The organism is Amycolatopsis sp. NPDC104587 (genome assembly GCF_055583645.1).
This window is the reverse complement of the sequence record NZ_JBVJNO010000015.1, coordinates 83,245-103,039: the sequence shown is the minus strand read 5'-3', so window position 1 is coordinate 103,039 and position 19,795 is coordinate 83,245. Positions and strand designations below refer to the sequence as shown.

The following is a 19,795-nucleotide window of genomic DNA, read 5'->3' as shown; positions in this document are numbered from 1 at the left end:
CGGGGTGCTATTTCCGGAGCAGGGTGCTGCCGTTGTAGCCGCCGGTGTGCGTGATGCGCTTCGCGTAACAGCCGTCCTTGTCGATGCCGGCGGTGTCGCACCAGCCGTTCGCGGACTCGCCGCTGCTGTAGGGCTGCGGGAGGACGGTGACCCAGAAGTTGCCCTGCTTGAAGCTGCTGTAGTCCCCGGACCACAGCAGCAGCGCGCCGGGGTACCTCGCCTGCAGGTTCGCGAAGTCCGCCCAGATGGCCAGGTGGTCGTAGGTCGTGCCGTTCGCCTTGAGGCCGAGCGACTTCGACGACAGCTGGGGCACCCAGGAGTCCGCGAGCTGTTCGACCTGGCCGCGGTCGTGCGCGACCTGGGCTTCGAGCCGTTGCTGCGCCGAGCTTTCGTCGGTGGGCGTGGGATCCGGCGTGCTCGTGGCGACCTCGAGCGGAGCGGTGGTCGTGACCGGCGCCGCGACGTCGCTGGGCGCGGCCGCGACCGGCGTCTTGCGCCCGGTGTTGGCGGTCAAGGCGACGATCACCACGATCGCGGCGACCACGGCGACCGCCGCCACTGCGGCGAGAACCCGCTTGACTTGCCGCGGCTCGCCCGGCGCGGGCTCCTCGGACGCCGGCTCGGCGGGCGGCGGCGTGCCGGGCACCAGCACCGGCGCGGGGGCCGGCGGCAGGTCCTCCAGCGGGATCAGCCGGACGTCGGTCTCGTCCTCGGCGTGCTCGGTTTCCGGCTGCACGGCGGGGAATTCCAGGGTCATGGACATGGCGGCCGCCGGCCCGCAACCGTCGCAGAGCTCACCGCCCGGTCGCGTGGGCGCCGTTCCACACCGCGCACAGGGGACAGACATGGTCGGCTCGCCTTCACTGGATCGTTTTCCATCGCTGAGATCGAAGTCTCGTCAGCCATTTGGAACGTTACCGGATCAGGTCAGGACGGCATAAGGTATTGGCAACGGTTGGATATCGAGGAATGGGAAAGTGGACAGATCCAGGAAAATTCCTGGACAGAAATGCCGAAAAGGCCTGATGGCAGCCTTGTGCGTGGCCGGGCGCGGGAGCGCTTTCTCGTCTGGTGGCGAGCCGAGTGTTGGTCCGGCAACCGGATCCCGTGCCACTGTGCTGCTCGTCGCAGCCGTGCTCCATGCGTGTTCACTTGAGGTCTCCCGACCTGCGAATATTACTTTTAGTAGTCAGTTGAGCGGGGTTTATGGGTTGCATTTGGGTGGCATGTGGGTAGCATAAGAGGACGTCGCAGGCCGGGAAGTGGCCTGCCGCAGGTCCCCGTGCGCCGATGGGTCGGCGTGGTGCGGCGGGGAGCTGCGGCACCCGTGGCGTCCGGACCTAGGAGGCCCCATGCCGCCCGTTGATCTCGACATCGACATCCACGAGCAGACCACGCGACTCGACCTGCCGGAACTGGTCCGGCAGCTGATCGCGCACCTCGGGCCGACCCTCGTAGCCACCCTCGCGGATGTCCGGGACCGCAAGCTGCCCTACAAATGGGCCAACCCCGACGGCGCCACACCGCGGCCCGAAAGCCAGCAGAAACTGCTGGCCGCGCATCGGATCTGGGCGATGATCAGCGGGGCCGAGGGGGACAACGTGGCTCGGGCGTGGTTCATCGGGGCCAATCCGCGCCTGGGCGAAGAGGCGCCGGTCATCCGCCTTCGCGAAGGTCAGATCAAAGCGGTTCTCCAGGCCGCCAAGGCGTTTGTCGAGGGGGTCGACGACTGAGCCGGCGCACGTCACTTTGTCGTGACGACTGGTAACACGGACCCGTTCGGGTCACGACTGTCCATGCATTGAGGCGACACTGGGCCGAACCGGCCCAGTCGACTGAAATGAGGACAGCGTGACTCGCCGGGTATGTTCCCAGACAGGTCTGAAGATCGAATCCTTCCCCCGGCGGCCGGTGTGGCGCATTGCCAAGATCTCTTACGGGCCGATGAACCCCCGTCAGCGCCCGGAGGTCGCCGAGCGGGGGGACTGGGGTCGGTACGACGTCCCGAAGCACCGCACGATCTACGGTGCGACGCCGAGGGAATGCGCCTACGCGGAGTCGCTGGCCGCGCAGCGGCTGAAGTTCGTTCCCGGGACGTCGCACGACCTGAACCTCGCCGACCTGTTCGACGGCGAGGAAAACGCCAGCTTCCACGATGAGATCGAACGGGAGTGGCAGGAACGCAACCACATGTCGCCGGGCACGGTTGCCGCCGGCTGGCGGCACGAACGCAAGCTCTATTCGTTGCAGCTGCCGGAAAACGGCTATTTCGTCGACGTCGAAGCGGCGGAGAGCATCAGCGTGATCTCACGGGCGATGCGCCTCGAGTGGCTCACGGTGGGCGCCTTGCGCGGGGAAAATCGGGTGCTCACCACCAAGGTCGCCGAGTGGTTGTGGAACGTCGAGCTCGACGACGGTTCGTCCCCGCACGGAATCCGGTACGCGTCGAAGCACGGGAACGACTGGCTTTGCTGGGCCATCTGGCTTCGCGTGATGGACGACGGCGGGACCGCTTCGGACGAACCGACCTCCGCCGACTCCGGCGTGGCGATCGAGGCGAGCGAACGGAACCGTCCACTGCGGAGGGTTGCCGACATGAACGACCTGAAGATCTTTTGAGCTCCAGCGGAGGCTCCCGGGCCCTCGCTCGGCAGCCCAGGAGCCCCGCCCGCTAAGCGGCCAGCCCCTGCGCCGCCTCGTGGAACTCGTCGTAGTCGCGGTAGTAGTCCGCCTCGTCGTACTCCTCGGAGGCCAGGCACAGCAACACCGCTCCCGGGGCGAACTCCGTGACGTCGCACCACACCATCGGGCTCACGTACAACCCCCGGCTCGGGTTGTCCAGCACGTACGTCGCCTGCTCGAAGCCGTCGTTCGCGACCACCGTGAAGCTTCCGTGGATCGCGATCAGGAGCTGGCGCAGCTCGCGGTGGCCGTGGGCGCCGCGGGACGCGCCGTCCGTGATGTTGTGGAGGTAGAACGCTCGGCGGACCTCGAACTCGATGTCGTGGCGGGGCTGGATCACCGTCAGGCGGCCGCGCTCGTCGGCGTGCTCGGGGAAGTCGATGATTCTGCAGGGCTCGATCCTGCCGATCACGGGCTGGTTGTCGGCCATGGGTCACCTTTCCTTCGCGTTGACGGGATCCTCACGCGGCCTCGGGCGTGGCCAGCCGGGCGGCCACCACCGCCCGGTCGACCTTGCCGTTCGGGTTGAGCGGCAGCTCGTCGAACGCCGTCGCGTGGCGCGGCACCATGTAGGCGGGCAGCTTCGCCCGCACCCCGGCGAGCAACGCCTCGGCGTCCTGGACGCCGCCGGTGTACGCGGCCTCGAGGTCCAGCTCGCCGTTCGGGCCGGCCAGCGCGACGACCACCGCGTCCCGCACGCCCGGCCGCGCCCGCAGCGCCGCCTCGATCTCGCCGAGCTCGACCCGGTAGCCGCGGATCTTGACCTGGTGGTCGAGCCGGCCGTGGTGGACGAGCTCGCCGCCGGAGACGCGGACGCGGTCGCCGGTGCGGTACCAGTGCTCGTCGGTCAACGGCGCCGATCCGTCGTAGACCTCGGCGCGCTCGCCGTCGAACGTGACGAACCGGCCGATGTTGTCGGCGGGGTCCAGGTAGCCAGGGAACCGCTGCGGCCCGCGCATGCACAGCTCGCCGTCTTCCGCGGGCACGCCGTCCTCGTCGACGACCAGGGTCTCCAGCGCCGGGTACGCCGTCCCGATCGGGACCGTGCCGTTCGCCGGCCGCGGCCACGCGCCGAGCTCGCCGGGCAGGCGGTAGCCGGTGCAGGTGATCGTCACCTCGGTGGGGCCGTAGCTGTTCTCCAGCGCGCTGTCCGGCGCCGCCGCGCGCCACGCCTCCGCCTGGCTCGTCGTCAGCGCCTCGCCGCAGAACACGCTCCACTTCAACGTCGGCATGCTGCCAGGAGCCAGGCCGCGCAGCCGCTGCGCGAACGAAACCACCGACGGCACCGAGCACCAGTGCGTGATGCGCGCCCGCTTCACGAACCGCGCCGGCGCGAGGACGTCGTTGCCGGTGGGCACCACCAGCGTCGCGCCCGAACCCCACGCCAGGAACATGTCGCGCACGGACGGGTCGAAGGTGAGGTCGAAGATCTGCGACACCCGCGCGTCCGGGCCCACGCCGTACAGCGGGATCACGTAGTCCAGGTACGCGGAGACGTTGTGGTGCCGGATCGGCACGCCCTTCGGGGTTCCGGTGGACCCGGACGTGAAGAGGATGTAGGCGAGGTCGTCCGGACCGGCTGCGGAGCGCGGCAGCTCGGGCGGAATCCCCTCACGGAGTTCGGCCAGCCGAGGATCGAGCCGGACGACGGGAGCCGGAAAGTCCGGGACGTCTTCCTGCGTCAGCACCAGGTCGAGGCCGGCCGCCTGGGTGATCGAGGCGTTGCGGGCCACCGGGAACGCCGGGTTCAGCGGCACGACGGTGGCGCCGAGGCGTTGCGCCGCAAGGTATCCCGTGTAGGCGAGCGGGCAGCGCGCGGCCAGCAGGCCGATCCTCGCCGGCACCCCGCCGTGCTCGGCGACGAGCGCCGCCGCCAGCCGCCGGGCCAGCGCGTCGAGCTCGGTGTAGCTGAACTGCTCGCCGGCCACCTCCAACGCGGTCCGGTCGCCGAACCGCGCCACGGTGGTGGTGAACCAGTCGTCGAGCGTGCGGGTGTCGGTCATGGGTTCCCTCCTCGGCTGGGCCGTCATCAGGCCGTCTCCGCCAGCAGCGCGTCGGCCGCGTCCGCGACCCCGGACAGCACGACTTCGGTGACGCCGCCGCCGATCCCGAAGACCGCGGCCTGGGCGCGCAGCCACTGCGCGCCGCCGGTCGCGAAGCCATCGGCGCCCTGCAGCTGGGCGCAGTCCGCGAGCACTCGCTCGGCGGTCAGCCCGGCACTGGCCTTCAGCAGCGCGGCGGCCGAGCCGTCGTACCGCGTCGCCACGCGGTCGCCGAGCTCCTGGCACAGCGCGTGCAGCTGCCGCACCGCCACCACGGACGCGGCGAACCGCTGGCGCACGCTGTCGTTGCGCCACAACGGTTCGTCGGACCGCGCGGGGTCTTCCAGCCGGCTCTTCGTGGCCGTCAGCACCCGCCGGCACAGCGCGACCGCCCACAGGGCGCCGGCGAGCCGTTCCACGGCGATCTGGCGGGCGAACCCGGCCAGGCCGCGGCCCGGGCGGCCGACCAGGTGCTCGCGCGGCAGCCGCACGTCCTCGAAGGTCACGTGGCCGACGCCGGCGCCGTCGAACAGCTCGGTGTCCGCTTCGCGCGCGGTCACCCCGGCGGCCGACGCCGGGACCAGCACCCACGTGAAGTTGGTGAAGTGCCGGCCGGGGCGGTGCCGCGCCAGCACCAGGAACTGGTCCGCCTGGGTGGCGTTGGTGATCCAGCGCTTGCCGCCGCTCAACACGAGCTCGTCGTCGCCGATGGCGACTTCGGTGCCGAGCGCGGTCAGGTCGGAGCCGGCGGTGGTGTCGGTGGCGGCCAGCGCCGTCACCGACGTCCCGGCGAGCGCGTCCGCCAGCGCCGCCGCGGCCGGGCCGGAGCCGGTGGTCAGCAGCGGGACCGCGGTGGCCACCTGGACGCACACCGAAAGCGTGGCCCCGACGCTCACCTGAGCGTCCACTTCGGACAGCAGACGGCCGAGGCCCGCGGGGTCCACACCGAGTGCCGGGTCGCCGCCGCGGTACGCCGACCGCAGCGCGCCGGACGCGCCCAGCGCGGCCCAGACCTCCCGGCCGCCGCCGGTCAGCGCGTCACCCGCGTCGGGCCGCAGCTCAGGCAAGACGCACCTCCGGGTCGAGCAGGGCCAGTCGGCCGTCCGCGAGCCGCAGCCGGTCGTTGCTGTAGTTCAGCGCCGCGGACCGCAGGTCGCGCAGCGACCGCTCCAGGCCGGTGGGCGAGTCCTTCAGGTAGCCGTGCTGCAGGCCGACCGCGTCGATCAGGTCCTCCACCGCGGCGTGGCACTGCTCCGCGGCGGTGACCTTCAGCGCGTTCAGCAGGAGCTGATAGCGCGGGCGCGAGAGGTCGTCGGCCTCCGCCACCCGCTGCGCGGTCTGCCGCAGCAGGGCGTGCACCGCGTCCACCCGCTGCCGGGCCGACCCGAGCCGGCTCAGCAGCAGCTCGGAGTCGAGGTTGAACCGGCGACGGCTTTCCCGGGCGCGCAACAGGGTCAGCACCCCCGACAGCGCGCCGCAGGCGGTGCCGAGCCAGCTCGCCGACCACCCGAGGTGGGCCAGCGGCCCGAAGACCTCCGACGCGATCTTGGCGAAGCCGCCGTGCTCCCCGACGACCTGGTGCGCGGGCAGCCGCCCGTCCAGCCGCAGCGGTGCGCTGTGGCTCGCGCGCATCCCCATCGGCTGCCAGTCGCCCGACGCGGTCAGCTGCAGCTGGTCGCGGTGCGCGTACACGAGCGAGACCTGGTTGGGCGACGTCGCACCGGGACTGCGCATGGTGACGAGGAAGCCGTCCGCGTGCGTCCCACCGGTCACGATCGGCGCGAACCGGTCCACGACCAGGTCGCCGCCGGACTCCTCGAGCTCGGCCTGCGCGGTGCGCAGGTGCCCGCCCTTGCCGGCCTCGGTGGTCACCGACGCCAGGTAGATCCGGCCCGCGGCGATCTCGGGCAGCAGCTCCGCGCGCAGCCGCGGGCCCGCGTGCCCCACCACCGCGGCGACCTGCTGGCAGTGCATCGCGAAGATCATCGCCACGGACATGTCGGCGCGCCCGAGCTCGATCGCCGCGTCCAGCAGGTCGGTGACGCCGCCGCCGAGGCCGCCGTGGTCGCCGGGGACCAGCAGGCCCAGCAGCCCGGTCGCCCGCAGCTCGGCCAGCGCCTCCACCGGGAACGTCGCTTCCCGGTCGTGGTGCGCCGCGTGCTCGGCGGCCACCGCGGCCACGCGCTTCGCGAGGGCTGTGACGCTCGCCGGCGACGGCTCGGCCAGGGCCACCGTCGCGTCGCTCATGCCGCTTGCTCGCCGGGGGTGCCGAGGGCGGCCTGCACCGCGTTCCACAGGCTGCCGGCGGTGGCGAAGGTGGCGTCGGTGAGGTCCTCGTCCGGCAGCGAGACGTCGAAGACGTCCTCGATGGCGAACAGCAGCTCGATGGACTGCATGGAGTCCAGCCCGAGCTCCCACAGCTTCGACTCGGGGGTGATCTCCCGCCCGTCCAGGAACCTCAGGAATCGGGTGAGCAGCTCGGTGAATCGCGGGTCCATGATCATTCCTTTCCTGTGGCACCAAGGCGAATCGGGTCACGCGCGAGGTGCAGCCGGGAGGCGTGGACAACGGGCGAACCGGGCCGGTCACCGTCGATGACGAGCTCCGCCGGGGCGGGGTGGCCGAGGAAGCCCAGCAGGCTCGCGTGCAGGCCGTAGGCCCCGGTGTTGGGGACCGCCAGCAGGTCTCCGGGCACGAGCCGGGGCAGCGGGGTGTTGCGCGCCCAGGTGTCCAGGGGGGTGCACAGCGGGCCGACGACGGTCGTCTCGACCGCGTCGCCCCGATCGGGTGCGTCGCCGACGGTGAGCAGGTGGGGGACCAGGGGCGGCAGCCGGCGCAGGCCGGACATGCCGCCGAGGTGGTTGATGCCGGACTCGAGGACCACGATTTCCCGGCCGTGGGACCGTTTTGCGTCGAGCACGGCGGTGACGAGCGTGCCCGCGGTGCCGGCCAGGTAGCGGCCCGACTCGAACGCGATCTCCGGGCTGCCGGTGCGCCAGCCGGGCACGCCGTCGTCGAAGAGCTGCTCCAGCCGTTCGCGCAGCCCGGCGAACTCGACCGCGGCGCCGGCCCGCGCGAACGGCGCGCCGAAACCGCCGCCGAGGTCGAGCACCTCGATCGTCGCGCCTTCCGCCTCCAGCGCCGCGACCAGGCGCGCGGTGGTGCGCAGGGTGTGGCCGAACTGGGCGACGAGGTCGTCGGTGCTGACCAGGTTCGTGCCCATGTACAGGTGCAGCCCGACCACGGCCGCGTGCGGCCGGCCCGCGAACCGGCCGGGTTCGGCGAGCACCCAGCCGGTGTCCGCGCCGAACTGGGACGGCACGCCGGTCATCGCCAGCCGCTGGCCGGGCGTCGGCTGGTCGTCGTTGACCCGCAGCAGGCAGCGCGCCCGGACCCCGAGGCCCGCGGCGATCCGGTCCAGCTGGTCCAGCGCCGCCGGCGAGTCCACCGAAAACGTGCGGACGCCCGCGCGCAGGGCCGCCGCGACGTCGGCGTCGCGCTTCCCGGGCCCGGTGTAGAGGGCCTTCGCCGCCGGCCAGCCCGCCTCGATCGACGCCGCCAGCTCACCCGGCGAGCACACCTCGGGCTCCGCGCCGGCCTCCCGCAGCTCCCGCAGCAGCGCCGGGTGCGGGTTCGCCTTGAGCGAGTAGTAGAGGCCGCAGCCCTCGGGCAGCGCGGCCCGCAGCCGGCGCGCGTTGCGCCGCACCTCGGCCAGGTCGTACACGTACGCGGGGGTGCCCACCTGCGCGAGCGCGTCCCGCACCGACGGGGTCAGGGTGAGCCGCTGGTCCAGCACCGCCTCAGACATGCCGCGCCTCCTTGATCAGGCCGGCGAGCGCCTTGCGGTCGACCTTCCCGTTGCGGGACAAGGGAAGCTCGTCGATGACCACGCAGCGGCGGGGGATCTTGAACTCCTCGATCTGCTCCCGCATGCCGGCCAGGACCTGCTCGGCCGTCAACGTCCCGGTGACCACCAGCGACGCCGGCTCGCCGTCGCCCGGCGGCAGCACCGCGGCCGACGCGCAGCCGGGCACCCGGCGCGCGGCGGCCTCGACCTCGGTCGCGCTGACGCGGAAGCCGCGCTCCTTGTAGATATCGTCCCGGCGGCCGGAGAAGTAGAGGTAACCGTCTTCGTCGACCCAGCCGTAGTCGCCGGTGCGCAGTTGCGGGAACAGCCCGTCGGCCTTGGGGAACCGCTGCTCGGTCAGGTCGGGACGCCGCCAGTAGCCGGCCATCACGTTCGGCCCGCGCACGACGATCTCGCCGACCTCGCCCGGCGGTTGGCGCCGCCCGACGTCGTCCACGACGAACACCTCGGTGCCCGGCAGCGCGCGTCCGCTCGAACCCGGGCGGGCCAGGTCCTCGTCCGGGGGCATGATGGTGGCCCGCTTGCACTCGGTGAGCCCGAACATCAGCTGCACGCGCAGCGTGGGAATGGCCGCGCGGAGGGAAACCAGCGCCTCGGACGGCATCGCCGCGCCCGTGTTGGTGATCAGCCGCAACGCCGGGGCCGGACCGCCGCGGGCCAGCAGCCGGGCGAGCGCCTCCGCGACCGCCGGCACCGCCGCCAGCACCGTGGCGCCGGCGCGCACGAGGTTGCGGGCCAACGCCGGCCCGACTTCCGCCGGCTGTCCGAGCCAGACGTGCGCCCCGCTCGCCGCTCCGAGGAACAGCTGGTAGAGCCCGTAGTCGAAGGACAGCGGCAGCGGCGAGTACACGACGTCGTCGTCCTGATAGGACAGTTGCGAGTGGATGGCGAGGACCGCGAAGACGGCTTGCTGGTGCGTGGAGACGACGGCCTTGGGCAGCGACGTCGTGCCCGAGGTGTAGATCAGGCACACCGGGTCGACCGGCAGCGGCTCCTGGCCGGCCGGCGGCGTCCAGGGCCGCGGTTCGCCGGTGAACGCGGCTTCGGCCAGCTCCTCGGTGCCGATCGCGTCGATGCCTTTGGCACGAGCGTCGTCGACGACCGACTCGTCCGCCCCGACGACCAAGACGGGCTCGCAGTCGTCGAGCACGTGGGCCAGGGGACGGCCGCGCACCTGCTCGTGCAGGAGGGTGAACGCCACCCCGACGCGCGCCGCCGCGTACAGCAGCGCGGGAGTCAGCGGGGTCGAGCCGGCGACGACGACCATCCGGTCGCCGCGCCGCAGACCGCGGTCCGCGAGCCGATGGGCGAGCCGGTGGCTCGCGGCCGCCAGCTCGGCGTGGGTCAGGGTGGTCCCGCCGCTGGTCACGGCCGGCCGGCCGGGCCATCGGGCGGCGGCGTCGTCCAGCAGCTGCGCCAGCAGGGTCGGCTGGGAGTTCACGCGGCTCCTTCCGTGGCGCCGGCCAGCCGGCACAGCCCGTCGAGGTGGTGCAGGTTCTCCGGCAGCAGGTCGTCCGGGTCGAACTCGACGTCGAGCCGGTCTTCCAGGCGCGCCACGACCTCGACCAGCCGCACGGAGTCGAACCCGGGCAGCAGGGTGAGCTCGGGCTCGGCCAGCACGCGCTCGGTGCTCGTGCCCAGCACGTCGGCCACGATCCCGGCGACGGTGTCGCGCAGGTCGTCCGGCGAGGCTGCGCCGAACACGTCCCGGTCGGCGGCCAGCGCCTGGCCGAGCCGGTCGAGCAGCCCGGTCGGCTCCCGGCGGCCCCGCTCCACGCGGCGGGCGGCCAGGTAGGTCTGCTCGGTCAGCAGGTCCCAGGCGCGCAGGTGGTCCTCGGCCGCGCCGGCGCCCGAAAACGCGGCGTGCAGCTTGCGGGACCGGGTCAGCAGCCAGGTTTCGAGGGTCAGCCGGTGCAGCGCCGCGGCCCGGTCTTCGTGCCGGGCGTACGCGTCCAGGTAGGGCGCGGGATCGGCGATGTCGACGACCGGGGTGACCACCGGCGCGCTCGCGGCGGGCGCCAGCGCGACGACGTGGTCCGCGGTGGGGAGCTTCGCCCAGTCGGTCGACCAGTGGCCGGGCACGGCGTTGCCCCACGGCGTCTGGTTCCGGTAGGCGTCGGTGATCTCGGCGCCGGCGGGGCTGTTCTCCACCAGGAAGCTGTGCTCCATGTGCTGCTGGCCGTAGTACGGCGTCCAGGAGAGGTCGTAGGCGTCGGCCACGACGTAGAGCTCGCCGTACTGGAGCGCCAGGTCCGCGAGCTCCGTCGCCGGGACGTCCCGCCAGTGCTCGGTCACCCGCAGGCCCAGGAGCTCTTCCGCGTCGGCGAGGTGGGCGGCCAGGCTCGGCTCGACGGTCGGCAGCCCGTCCGGGCCGGCCGCGGGCCGGAACCGCAACGCGGCGCCCAGCGCCAGGTGCGTGTCCGGACCGTGGTGGCGGTCGGCGACCACCGCGAGGTTGGCCTGGAGGCAGTCCAGCAGCTCCGCGTGGACCGTGAGCTCCGTCATCGGACCCGCCTCCCCGCTTCGCCGGCGGAGCAGGCGGACGACGGTGGGCTTTCCTGCTGCACGAGCGTCATGTCCACTCCCAAGTCTCAGCGCTTCAGGTCGCGGGCACCGACCGGAACCCGGCCACCGGCGTTGGGGAAGCGGTGGATCTCGCCGTCCGCCGGCGGATCCCCGAGCTCCGGACCTCACGATCGAGCCTGTTCGGCTCCCTCTGATTCTTCTGAACCCCCGCCGTGGGGGTCTACTCCTGGAGTGTCTTCGGCCTCACCGGCCGGTGAGGCCCGCCGCGATCGCGGCTTGCAGCTCCGCGACGTCACCCGTCGAGGAGAAGGAGTTCACCGCGAGGACGACCGGCATCACCCGGTCCGGGGAGGTCGCCGAGCCGTGCATGCACGACGGGACGAGCCGCAGCCGGTGGAGGTCCGCGATCGCCGCCCGCTGGTAGGGCGGGTAGTCGGCGGGGTCCGCGTCCCGGCGGATGGGGACGGATCCCTTGCGGGTGTTGAAAGCCCGCTGCCCTTCGAGGCCGGCGACGGTCTGGAGCCAGCGGTTCGCGCCCGCCGCGTTGGGGGCGTTCTTGGGCAGGACGAACCCGTCGCCGAGCCACTGGAACGTCCCCTCGGCGCCCGGGAACGGCTGGTACGTGTAGTTCGTGAGGCCGTTGTCCTCCAGTTCGGCGGCCACCCAGTCGCCCATGAAGAAGTAACCGGCTTTCCCGTTGCTCAGCCGCTTCGCCGCTTCGGTCCAATGCAGACTGTCGCGGTCCGGGTTGGAGTACGACAGCAGCTTCTTGTAGTCCTCGAGCACGCGGGTGATGTCCGCGTGCGCCCAGTCGGCGTCCGCCGTCCAGAGGGATTCGAAGCGGTCGGCGCCGAGCTCGCCGAGCAGGAGTCCTTCGAGGAGGTCGAGCTGGGTCCAATGTGGACCGAGTGCGAGCGGGTGATCGAGGCCCGCGGCGCGCAGCTCGTCCAGGTGGTGGAAGAGCTCCGCGAGGGACGCCGGCCGGGCGGTGAGCCCGGCCCCGGCCAGCGTGTCCCCGTTGCCCCACAACAGCAGGCGGTGGATGCCCGTCGGCAGGCAGTAGACGCTCCCGTCGACCGAGAGGCCCTCGAGCAACGCGGGAGGCAGGAGACTGGTGAGGCCCCACCGCGCGAACTGGTCGTCCAGGTCGGCGAGCGCCCCGGCGGCGACGTGGTCGGTCACCTCGCCGCCGGGGTGGACCTGGAAGCTGTCCGGCGGGTCGCCGGCCCGCAACCGGGAGGTGAGCGCCGCCACCGGGTCCGCCACCCCGTCCCCGGAGAGGACGGGGTTGACGAACTCCAGGTCGGGCGACCGGCGGGCGAACACCTCCGCGAGGGAGTCGACCGCGGCCTTCTCGACGACCCGTTCGGGATCATCGTCGGTCGCCCAGGCGTAGACCTCGACCTTGCGGTCGTCCCGGTGTGCGGGCTCGGTGCTCATGCCGCGCTGCGCTCCTCACCCGCGTCCGGCGACTTCGGGCCGGGCGTCTCGACCGCCTTGAGCGGCGCGGTCTTCTTGCGGCCGAACTTGCGCATCATCGGCGACTCCACGAAGCGGAACAGGATGAAGCCACCGAGGATGCTCAGCGCGGCCATGCCGAGCAGGACCAGGATCGCGACGGGGGTGGAGAACTGGCCGCCGGTGACACCCCGGAACCAGAAGACCGTCACGATCTGGACCATGTAGAACCCGAAGGAGATCTGCCCGAGGAAGACCCAGCGTTTGCCGTTCACCCGGGTGCGCGCGCCCCGCAGGTCCGCGCTGGCGAAGGCGGCGATCACGATGCCGATCGGCGCGAGGGTGATCAGGTTGATCGCCAGCTGCACCGGCGCGTACAGCGCGACGAACCAGGCGACGACCATGATCACGGTCGCGACCAGCGGGCCGACCTGCTTCGGCCACTTGCCCGCGGCGACGATGCGCGCCAGGAACATGCCGGTCAGGAACTCGAAGATGCGCCCGACGGGGAAGAGGTAGGCGAGCCAGTACTGCGTCGGGGACATCGGGTCCGGCGAGCCGGCGGCCGGGCCCTCGATGACGGTGTTGACCAGGAGCTGGTAGATCCCGAGGCCGGCGAGCATCGCGACCGCGCCGATCCACAGGCCGCGCGCCTTCAGCCGGAAGAGCGGCCGGACGAGCAGCGGGAAGGTCAGGTAGAAGAGCAGCTCCGCGCAGAGCGACCAGGCGGGCACGTTCATGGCCTGGCTGATCTCGTAGGTGGGGAACCACGACTGGATCAGGAACAGGTTGGGCAGCCACACGCGCCAGCTGACCACGCCACCGGCGAACAGGACCATGACGACGATCCACATGACCACGTGGTTCGGGAAGACCTTCACCAGCCGGCGGCGGATGAACGACCTCGCGGTGGTGGTCGGCCGCGCGGACCAGGTGATGACGAAGCCGCTCAGCACGAAGAAGAAGGACAACCCGATGTAGCCGCTGAAGGCGAAGGTCGTCGCGTACCACGTCGCGGCGCCGGTGTCGGCGAACGGGCTGACCGACGCGAACGTCGGGCCGAGCGGGCTCATCATCAGCCCGGTGTGGAAGAGGAACGTCATGATCGCGGCGATGAACCGCAGCCCTGTCAACGAGTTCAGCGCCTTGGCCGGCGTCGCCGTGCCCCCGGAGCCTGGGCCGACGGGCACTAGCCTCGCCGCGCCGCCATTGCTGTCACTCACGACCTACTCCTTCACGCTGGCCGGTCGGTTCTTTGGCGGAACCGTACGATTCCGGACGCGACGAAGACGTCTCCACGTTTGCTCTGGGAGGAGATCGAAGGCGAGTACCCACGCAAGGTGACCACGCTCGGGGGTCCGGGGGCTTGCCCCCGGCGGGGGCCTGGGGGCTCGGCCCCCGGAAAGCACAAAACCCGAGATCCGGTTCGCGCAATCCGCGAACAGACCTCGGGCATCTCGGGTGCCCTCGGCAGGATTCGAACCTGCGACACCTGCCTCCGGAGGGCAGTGCTCTATCCCCTGAGCTACGAGGGCCCATCGCTGGGCGACTCGGAAAGCTTAGCGCATCGTCCGGGGCTCGCGCGGGCAGGTGGGGCGATGGGTGATCCCGCTGGTCAGCGCAAGGAAGTTGATCCACTCACCCGCACGTCGCTAGCGTGGGAGCCTCACCCGAAGGAGGCGAGATGGCCGAACCCTTCCAGGTACCTCTCGACGAGGTCGACATCGCCGATCTGCGGGAGCGGTTGCGGCGGACGCGGTGGCCGGAGGCGGAGACCGTCGGTGACTGGTCGCAGGGGGTTCCGCTGGCCTACGTGCGTGAGCTCTGCCGGGACTGGGGTGAGGAGTACGACTTCGGGTTCGCCGGGCGGCTCAACGCCTTTCCGCAGTTCCGGGCGACCGTCGACGGGGTCGGGGTGCACTTCCTGCACGTCCGGTCGCCGCACGCGGACGCGCTGCCGCTGGTGCTCACCCACGGGTGGCCCGGCTCGGTGCTGGAGTTCCTCGACGTCATCGGGCCGCTCGCCGAGCCCGAAGATCCCGCCGACGCCTTCCACGTCGTCGTTCCCTCCCTGCCCGGGTACGGGTGGAGCGACAAGCCGGCGCTGAAGATCGCGCGGGTCGCCGAGCTGTGGGACGCGCTGATGGTGTCGCTCGGCTACGACCGCTACGGCGCCCAGGGCGGTGACTGGGGCGCCGCCGTGACGAACGCGCTCGGGCGCTCGCCGCGGGTGGCCGGGGTGCACGTCAACTTCGCGCCCGTGCGGCTCGAGCAGGACGATCCGACGCCGCAGGAGCGCAAGGCGCTCGCCGACCTGCAGGAGTTCCGGCGGACCGGGGCGGGCTACTCCGCCGAGCAGGGCACGCGGCCGCAGACGCTCGGGTACGGCCTGACCGACTCGCCGGCCGGGCAGGCCGCCTGGATCGCCGAGAAGTTCTGGGCGTGGACCGACAACAAGGGCCACCCCGAGGACGCCGTCGACCGGCAGAAGATCCTCGACGCGATCTCGGTCTACTGGTTCACCGCCACGGCGACCTCGTCGGCGCGGATGTACTGGGAGAACAACGACCGCGACCTGTCCACAGTGGACGTGCCGGCCGGGGTTTCGGTGTTCCCCAAGGAGATCGTGCGGCCGTCGCGGCGGCAGGCCGAGCAGCGGTACACCGACCTGCGCTGGTTCGAGGAGCTGCCCGTCGGCGGGCACTTCGCCGCCCTCGAGCAGCCGCGGCTGTTCGTCGAGCAGGTTCGCGGGTTCTTCCGGCTGGTGCGCTAGCCGCGGGCGACGTCGAAGCGTGACCGGTCCACCAGGCGGGAAACCCCTCCTGGTGGATTGGTGACGAACAAGCCGCGGAGTAGCTTTCGGATGGGTGAACTTAGCCTCACCTCTGTTGCACATATGCGCATTCGACTATATGTTTGGCCTCGGAACAACACGCGGAACGGAGGCGAGATGGGACACGGCCACGGACACGGCCACACGAGCGCGCCGGCGAGCGCGTCCGGGCGGTACGTGCGCAGCCTGACCGTCGCGCTGGGCGTCGGCGCCGGCTTCATGGTGCTGGAGTTCGTCGTCGGCTTCACGACCGGCTCGCTGGCCCTGATCTCCGACGCCGCGCACATGTTCACCGACGTCCTCGGGGTCGGCATGGCCCTGACCGCGATCGTCCTGGCGCGGCGCAGCGGCCCTACGGTCAGCCGAACGTTCGGGCTCTACCGGGCCGAGGTGCTGGCCGCGCTCGGCAACGCGATCCTGCTGTTCGGCGTCGCGGGGTACGTCCTGGTCGAGGCCATCGGCCGGATCAGCGACCCGCCGGCGGTGCCCGGCCTGCCGGTGCTGCTGGCCGCGTCGGCCGGTCTGCTGGCCAACGTCGTGTCGTTCGCCGTGCTGCGCTCGGGGGCGAAGGAGAGCCTCAACGTCCGCGGCGCGTATCTGGAGGTGCTGGCCGACCTGATCGGCTCGGTCGGCGTCCTGGTCAGCGGCGCGCTGACGCTGCTGACCGGCTGGCGCTACGCGGACCCGATCATCGGTGTGGCGATCGGCCTGTTCGTGCTGCCTCGCACGTGGGCCCTGGCCCGCCGCGCGCTGCGGATCCTCTTCCAGCACGCACCCCACGGCGTCGACGTGGGCGCGATCAACGCCGAGCTGGCCGCGCTGCCGGGGGTCGCGGACGTGCACGACCTGCACGTCTGGACGCTGACGTCCGGCATGGAGGTGGCTTCGGCGCACCTGACGCTGGCCCCGCCGGCGAAGCAGTCGGACGTGCTGACGGAGGCGCAGAACCTGCTGGCCTCGCGGTACTCGATCGAGCACGCGACCCTGCAGGTGGAGGCGCCGCAGTGCGCGCAGCGCTGCCAGGAGCTTTCCTGGTAGTCAGGGGAGCGGCTGGGCGCCCCGGCTGGAGAGCATCAGCTTCATCTGGTCCATCTCCGCACCCTGCGACGTCACGATGCTCCGCACCAGGGCCTGCAACGCCGTCAGGTTCGAATGCCCCGCCGCGTACTGGGCCATCGCCGTTCCGCCCTGGTGGTGGCGCAGCATCAGCTGGAGGAAGTACACGTCCAGCTCCTTGCCCGACAGCGAGCGCAGCTTGGCCAGCTCCGCCTCCGTGGCCATACCCGGCATCAGGGCGCCCGCCGCCGGGTTGACCGACGACGTGCCCATCGACATGCCCGGCATGCCGGACATCGGCTCCGTCATCCACTTCATCGGCGCGCCGATCGCCTGCTCCGGCTGGTCCCACAGCATGAGCCAGCCCTTCATGCGGCCGACCTGCTCCAGCTGCGTGCGCTCGATGTCGAACGCCAGCTGGCGGATCTCCGGGTCGGTCGAGTGGTCGCGCGCCCAGCCGGCCATCGTGACGGCCTGCAGGTGGTGCGTCGACATGTCCTGGGCGAACCCCACCTCGACCGACCCGGCTGCCGGGGTGGCGGCAGCCGAGCCGTTGTCGAGGGTGCGGGTCAGGAACATCCCCGCGGTCGCGCCGATCAGCAGCACCGCCAGCAGCGCGCCGCCGATGATCACCCAGCGCGACCACGTGGGCGGCCCGGGGGCCTCCGAAGTCACTTGGTGGCCGGGGCCGACGGCTGCTGGCTCATCCCGCCGGTCTGCTGGTCGGTCTGCGCGTTCGGCGTGCCCTTGTAGTCCATCGGCTTCGCGTCCGGGCCCGGCTTCGACGGGTCGAACGGCGGCGGGTTGTCCGGGTCGAACTGGCCCGGGCCGAGCGCGTCACAGGAGGCGCCGACCTCGGGGTAGACGCCGTTCGGGTTGCTCCGCAGCGCGGCGATGAACTCGTCGATGCGCGGGTCGTCGGCCTTGTCGACCTTCAGCTGGTGGCCCCACGACTGCAGCGAGACCGGCTTGTCGAGGCCCGGGTACGGCGACATCATCGTGTACGGCTTGCCCTCGACGCGGACCTTGAGCAGGTTCAGCGCGTCACCCGTGATCTGCTGCGGGTTGTAGGCGATCCACACGGCGCCGTGCTCGAGGCCGTGCACCATGTTCTCGGTGCGGACGGCGTTCGGGTACACGGTGCCGGTGCAGGTGGCCCAGTACCCGTCGTGCGGGCCGCCGAACGGCGGGGTCTTGTCGTAGGCGACGCGCTCGGTCGGGAGCACGTGCACACTGCCGGTGTAGGTGGCCGTCACCACGCCCGGGATGCGCTTGGAGGGGTCCGGGTCGGACGCGGTCGGCGCGAAGGACGCGGCGGCCGCCTCGCGGTCGGACTGCTCACGCTTCGGCGCGGACGCCACCATGTAGTAGGTGATCACGGCTCCGGCCAGGGCGACGATGGCGATGACCGCGATGATCGTGCCCCACGGCGTGCCCTTCTTGGCCACGACCGAACCGCGGGCCGCCTTCACAGCCGACCCCTTTTTCCGAGTTGTCCGGTTCGCCATGGCTCCCGCGTTCTCCCTCTGGTGGCTGCGGACGGATTCCCGCCCGGGCCAGTGTAGAGACCGCGCGTCTGATCACCGTTAACGCCTCACGTGCTCGCCCATCGTGATGTCCCCGAGACCGATGAAAGCGCCCGACCTGGGCACACCTAGAATTCGCGGAGTGACTCCCGCCGCTCTCGCCGACCTGGTCCGCAGCTCCGCCGTGCAGGTGCTCGCCGCACGCGGCATCACCGACGCCGTGCTGCCGGAGCAGGTGACCATCGAACGCCCGCGCAACCCCGACCACGGCGACTACGCGACGAACCTGGCCCTCCAGGTGGCCAAGAAGGCCGGGCTCAAGCCGCGCGACTTCGCCGACGCGCTGGCCGAGGCGGTCTCGGCGGACGAAGGCGTCGCCTCGGCCGAGGTGGCGGGCCCCGGCTTCCTCAACTTCCGGCTCGCCGCGGCCGCCCAGGGCGACATCGTGCGCCAGGTGCTCGACGCCGGCGCCGCGTTCGGCCGCGGGGACGCGCTGGCCGGCACGAAGATCAACCTCGAGTTCGTTTCGGCGAACCCGACCGGCCCGATCCACTTGGGCGGCACCCGCTGGGCCGCGGTCGGCGACGCGCTGGGCCGGGTCCTGGGCTCGCAGGGCGGCGAGGTCACCCGCGAGTACTACTTCAACGACGCCGGCGCGCAGATCGACCGGTTCGTCCGCTCGCTGATCGCCGCCGCGAAGGGTGAGCCCGCGCCGGAGGACGGCTACGCGGGCGGGTACATCAACGACATCGCCGCCGAGGTCATCAAGGCCGAGCCGAGCGCGCTCTCGCTGCCGGAGGAGCAGCGGCACGAGACGTTCCGCCGGATCGGCATCGAGCTGATGTTCACCGAGATCAAGCAGAGCCTGCACGAGTTCGGCACCGACTTCGACGTCTTCTTCCACGAGAACTCGCTGCACGAGTCGGGCGCGGTCGACGCCGCCGTCCAGGAGCTGAAGGACTCCGGCAACCTCTACTTCGAGGACGGCGCCTGGTGGCTGAAGTCGAAGGAGTACGGCGACGACAAGGACCGCGTCGTCATCAAGCAGGACGGCAACCCGGCCTACATCGCCGGCGACCTGGCCTACTTCAAGGACAAGCGCAACCGCGGCTTCGACCTCTGCATCTACATGCTCGGCGCGGACCACCACGGCTACATCGCCCGCCTCAAGGCCGCGGCCGCCGCGTTCGGCGACGACCCGGGCACGGTCGAGGTGCTGATCGGCCAGATGGTCAACCTGGTCAGCGACGGCAAGCCGGTCCGGATGTCCAAGCGCGCCGGCACCGTGATCACCATGGAGGACCTCGTCGAGGCGGTCGGCGTCGACCCGGCCCGCTACGAGCTGATCCGCTACTCCGTGGACTCCACTTTGGACGTCGACCTGGACCTGCTGCGCAAGCACTCCAACGACAACCCCGTCTACTACGTCCAGTACGCGCACGCGCGGCTGGCGTCCCTGCAGCGCAACGCGGCCGACCTCGGCCTCGCGAAGCAGTCCGGTTCCGACGTCGATTTCGGACTGCTCACGCTGCCCGCCGAGGGCGACCTGATCCGCACCATCGGCGAGTTCCCGGAAACCGTGCGCCGTGCCGCCGAAATGCGGGAGCCGCACCGGATCGCGCGCTACCTCGAAGAACTCGCGGGCGCCTACCACAAGTTCTACACCGTGGGACGAGTCCTCCCGATGGGTGACGAAGAAGCCACCCCGCTGACCTTCGCGCGGCTCGCGCTGTGCGAAGCGGCGCGCCAGGTGCTGGCGAACGGTCTCGCCCTGCTCGGTGTCTCTGCTCCGGAACGGATGTAA

At 71.5% G+C, this 19,795-nt stretch carries 18 protein-coding genes and 1 tRNA gene; 5 read left to right on the top strand and 14 right to left on the bottom strand.

All coding sequences use genetic code 11. From position 1 onward, the window contains the following. Positions 1 to 7: 7 nt before the first annotated feature. Positions 8 to 763, bottom strand: coding sequence for a hypothetical protein (locus ACZ61C_RS37860; protein WP_465312726.1), 756 nt, complete (start codon positions 761 to 763; stop codon positions 8 to 10). Positions 764 to 1,352: 589 nt separating this feature from the next. Here ACZ61C_RS37860 and ACZ61C_RS37855 point away from each other — a divergent pair. Both ACZ61C_RS37855 and ACZ61C_RS37850 read left to right on the top strand, forming a co-directional pair. Continuing rightward, positions 1,353 to 1,733, top strand: a complete 381-nt coding sequence (locus ACZ61C_RS37855; RefSeq protein ID WP_465312725.1) for a hypothetical protein — start codon at positions 1,353 to 1,355, stop codon at positions 1,731 to 1,733. Between the two features lie 211 nt (positions 1,734 to 1,944). Next, positions 1,945 to 2,619: a hypothetical protein gene (locus tag ACZ61C_RS37850; RefSeq protein WP_465312724.1), complete on the top strand. Its 675-nt coding sequence runs from the start codon at positions 1,945 to 1,947 to the stop codon at positions 2,617 to 2,619. 52 nt (positions 2,620 to 2,671) lie between these two features. Here the strand turns inward: ACZ61C_RS37850 and ACZ61C_RS37845 are convergent, their stop codons facing one another. The 11 genes from ACZ61C_RS37845 to ACZ61C_RS37795 all read right to left on the bottom strand — a co-directional run bounded on the left by ACZ61C_RS37845 (position 2,672) and on the right by ACZ61C_RS37795 (position 14,111). After that, the gene (locus ACZ61C_RS37845) at positions 2,672 to 3,112 is read right to left on the bottom strand and encodes a sugar 3,4-ketoisomerase (protein WP_465312723.1); all 441 of its coding nucleotides are present in this window, start codon (positions 3,110 to 3,112) and stop codon (positions 2,672 to 2,674) included. Between the two features lie 31 nt (positions 3,113 to 3,143). Further along, positions 3,144 to 4,685, bottom strand: a complete 1,542-nt coding sequence (locus ACZ61C_RS37840; protein ID WP_465312722.1) for an amino acid adenylation domain-containing protein — start codon at positions 4,683 to 4,685, stop codon at positions 3,144 to 3,146. Positions 4,686 to 4,711: 26 nt separating this feature from the next. Next, positions 4,712 to 5,791, bottom strand: coding sequence for an acyl-CoA dehydrogenase family protein (locus tag ACZ61C_RS37835; protein WP_465312721.1), 1,080 nt, complete (start codon positions 5,789 to 5,791; stop codon positions 4,712 to 4,714). Beyond that, positions 5,784 to 6,971 (bottom strand): acyl-CoA dehydrogenase family protein, encoded by a 1,188-nt coding sequence (locus ACZ61C_RS37830; RefSeq protein ID WP_465312720.1) that lies wholly within the window; start codon positions 6,969 to 6,971, stop codon positions 5,784 to 5,786. Before ACZ61C_RS37830 ends, ACZ61C_RS37835 begins: the two co-directional genes overlap by 8 nt. Next, positions 6,968 to 7,222: an acyl carrier protein gene (locus ACZ61C_RS37825; protein ID WP_465312719.1), complete on the bottom strand. Its 255-nt coding sequence runs from the start codon at positions 7,220 to 7,222 to the stop codon at positions 6,968 to 6,970. The genes ACZ61C_RS37830 and ACZ61C_RS37825 overlap by 4 nt, the downstream gene beginning before the upstream one ends. 2 nt (positions 7,223 to 7,224) lie before the next feature. Continuing rightward, a complete protein-coding gene (locus ACZ61C_RS37820) occupies positions 7,225 to 8,532 on the bottom strand; it encodes a type III PLP-dependent enzyme domain-containing protein (protein WP_465312718.1) in 1,308 nt (435 codons plus the stop codon). Then, the gene (locus ACZ61C_RS37815; RefSeq protein ID WP_465312717.1) at positions 8,525 to 10,033 is read right to left on the bottom strand and encodes a class I adenylate-forming enzyme family protein; all 1,509 of its coding nucleotides are present in this window, start codon (positions 10,031 to 10,033) and stop codon (positions 8,525 to 8,527) included. Before ACZ61C_RS37815 ends, ACZ61C_RS37820 begins: the two co-directional genes overlap by 8 nt. Continuing rightward, the gene (locus tag ACZ61C_RS37810) at positions 10,030 to 11,097 is read right to left on the bottom strand and encodes an acyl carrier protein (protein WP_465312716.1); all 1,068 of its coding nucleotides are present in this window, start codon (positions 11,095 to 11,097) and stop codon (positions 10,030 to 10,032) included. Before ACZ61C_RS37810 ends, ACZ61C_RS37815 begins: the two co-directional genes overlap by 4 nt. Before the next feature lie 264 nt (positions 11,098 to 11,361). After that, positions 11,362 to 12,558 carry an ABC transporter substrate-binding protein gene (locus ACZ61C_RS37805; RefSeq protein WP_465312715.1) on the bottom strand — a complete coding sequence of 399 codons (1,197 nt, stop codon included), beginning with the start codon at positions 12,556 to 12,558 and terminating at the stop codon, positions 11,362 to 11,364. Further along, on the bottom strand, positions 12,555 to 13,799 hold the full coding sequence (locus tag ACZ61C_RS37800) for an acyltransferase family protein (protein WP_465312714.1): 1,245 nt from the start codon (positions 13,797 to 13,799) through the stop codon (positions 12,555 to 12,557). The genes ACZ61C_RS37805 and ACZ61C_RS37800 overlap by 4 nt, the downstream gene beginning before the upstream one ends. 239 nt (positions 13,800 to 14,038) lie before the next feature. Further along, a tRNA-Arg gene (locus tag ACZ61C_RS37795) sits at positions 14,039 to 14,111 on the bottom strand. Positions 14,112 to 14,260: 149 nt separating this feature from the next. Between ACZ61C_RS37795 and ACZ61C_RS37790 the strand changes: the two genes are divergently transcribed. Both ACZ61C_RS37790 and ACZ61C_RS37785 read left to right on the top strand, forming a co-directional pair. Continuing rightward, a complete protein-coding gene (locus ACZ61C_RS37790; protein WP_465312713.1) occupies positions 14,261 to 15,349 on the top strand; it encodes an epoxide hydrolase family protein in 1,089 nt (362 codons plus the stop codon). Positions 15,350 to 15,526: 177 nt separating this feature from the next. After that, complete coding sequence (locus ACZ61C_RS37785; RefSeq protein ID WP_465312712.1) at positions 15,527 to 16,447, top strand: cation diffusion facilitator family transporter; 921 nt, start codon at positions 15,527 to 15,529, stop codon at positions 16,445 to 16,447. Here ACZ61C_RS37785 and ACZ61C_RS37780 read toward each other — a convergent pair whose 3' ends face one another. Both ACZ61C_RS37780 and ACZ61C_RS37775 read right to left on the bottom strand, forming a co-directional pair. Next, positions 16,448 to 17,140 carry a DUF305 domain-containing protein gene (locus ACZ61C_RS37780; protein WP_465312711.1) on the bottom strand — a complete coding sequence of 231 codons (693 nt, stop codon included), beginning with the start codon at positions 17,138 to 17,140 and terminating at the stop codon, positions 16,448 to 16,450. After that, complete coding sequence (locus ACZ61C_RS37775; RefSeq protein ID WP_465312710.1) at positions 17,137 to 17,937, bottom strand: DUF3105 domain-containing protein; 801 nt, start codon at positions 17,935 to 17,937, stop codon at positions 17,137 to 17,139. Before ACZ61C_RS37775 ends, ACZ61C_RS37780 begins: the two co-directional genes overlap by 4 nt. A 196-nt stretch (positions 17,938 to 18,133) precedes the next feature. Between ACZ61C_RS37775 and argS the strand changes: the two genes are divergently transcribed. Next, complete coding sequence (gene argS, locus ACZ61C_RS37770; protein ID WP_465312709.1) at positions 18,134 to 19,795, top strand: arginine--tRNA ligase; 1,662 nt, start codon at positions 18,134 to 18,136, stop codon at positions 19,793 to 19,795.

Bases quoted from the DNA above. Each gene is read 5' to 3' on its own strand.
- ACZ61C_RS37860 (WP_465312726.1), bottom strand. From the start codon at position 763: ATGTCCATGACCCTGGAATTCCCCGCCGTGCAGCCGGAAACCGAGCAC.
- ACZ61C_RS37855 (WP_465312725.1), top strand. From the start codon at position 1,353: ATGCCGCCCGTTGATCTCGACATCGACATCCACGAGCAGACCACGCGA.
- ACZ61C_RS37850 (WP_465312724.1), top strand. From the start codon at position 1,945: ATGAACCCCCGTCAGCGCCCGGAGGTCGCCGAGCGGGGGGACTGGGGT.
- ACZ61C_RS37845 (WP_465312723.1), bottom strand. From the start codon at position 3,112: ATGGCCGACAACCAGCCCGTGATCGGCAGGATCGAGCCCTGCAGAATC.
- ACZ61C_RS37840 (WP_465312722.1), bottom strand. From the start codon at position 4,685: ATGACCGACACCCGCACGCTCGACGACTGGTTCACCACCACCGTGGCG.
- ACZ61C_RS37830 (WP_465312720.1), bottom strand. From the start codon at position 6,971: ATGAGCGACGCGACGGTGGCCCTGGCCGAGCCGTCGCCGGCGAGCGTC.
- ACZ61C_RS37825 (WP_465312719.1), bottom strand. From the start codon at position 7,222: ATGGACCCGCGATTCACCGAGCTGCTCACCCGATTCCTGAGGTTCCTG.
- ACZ61C_RS37820 (WP_465312718.1), bottom strand. From the start codon at position 8,532: ATGTCTGAGGCGGTGCTGGACCAGCGGCTCACCCTGACCCCGTCGGTG.
- ACZ61C_RS37810 (WP_465312716.1), bottom strand. From the start codon at position 11,097: ATGACGGAGCTCACGGTCCACGCGGAGCTGCTGGACTGCCTCCAGGCC.
- ACZ61C_RS37805 (WP_465312715.1), bottom strand. From the start codon at position 12,558: ATGAGCACCGAGCCCGCACACCGGGACGACCGCAAGGTCGAGGTCTAC.
- ACZ61C_RS37790 (WP_465312713.1), top strand. From the start codon at position 14,261: ATGGCCGAACCCTTCCAGGTACCTCTCGACGAGGTCGACATCGCCGAT.
- ACZ61C_RS37785 (WP_465312712.1), top strand. From the start codon at position 15,527: ATGGGACACGGCCACGGACACGGCCACACGAGCGCGCCGGCGAGCGCG.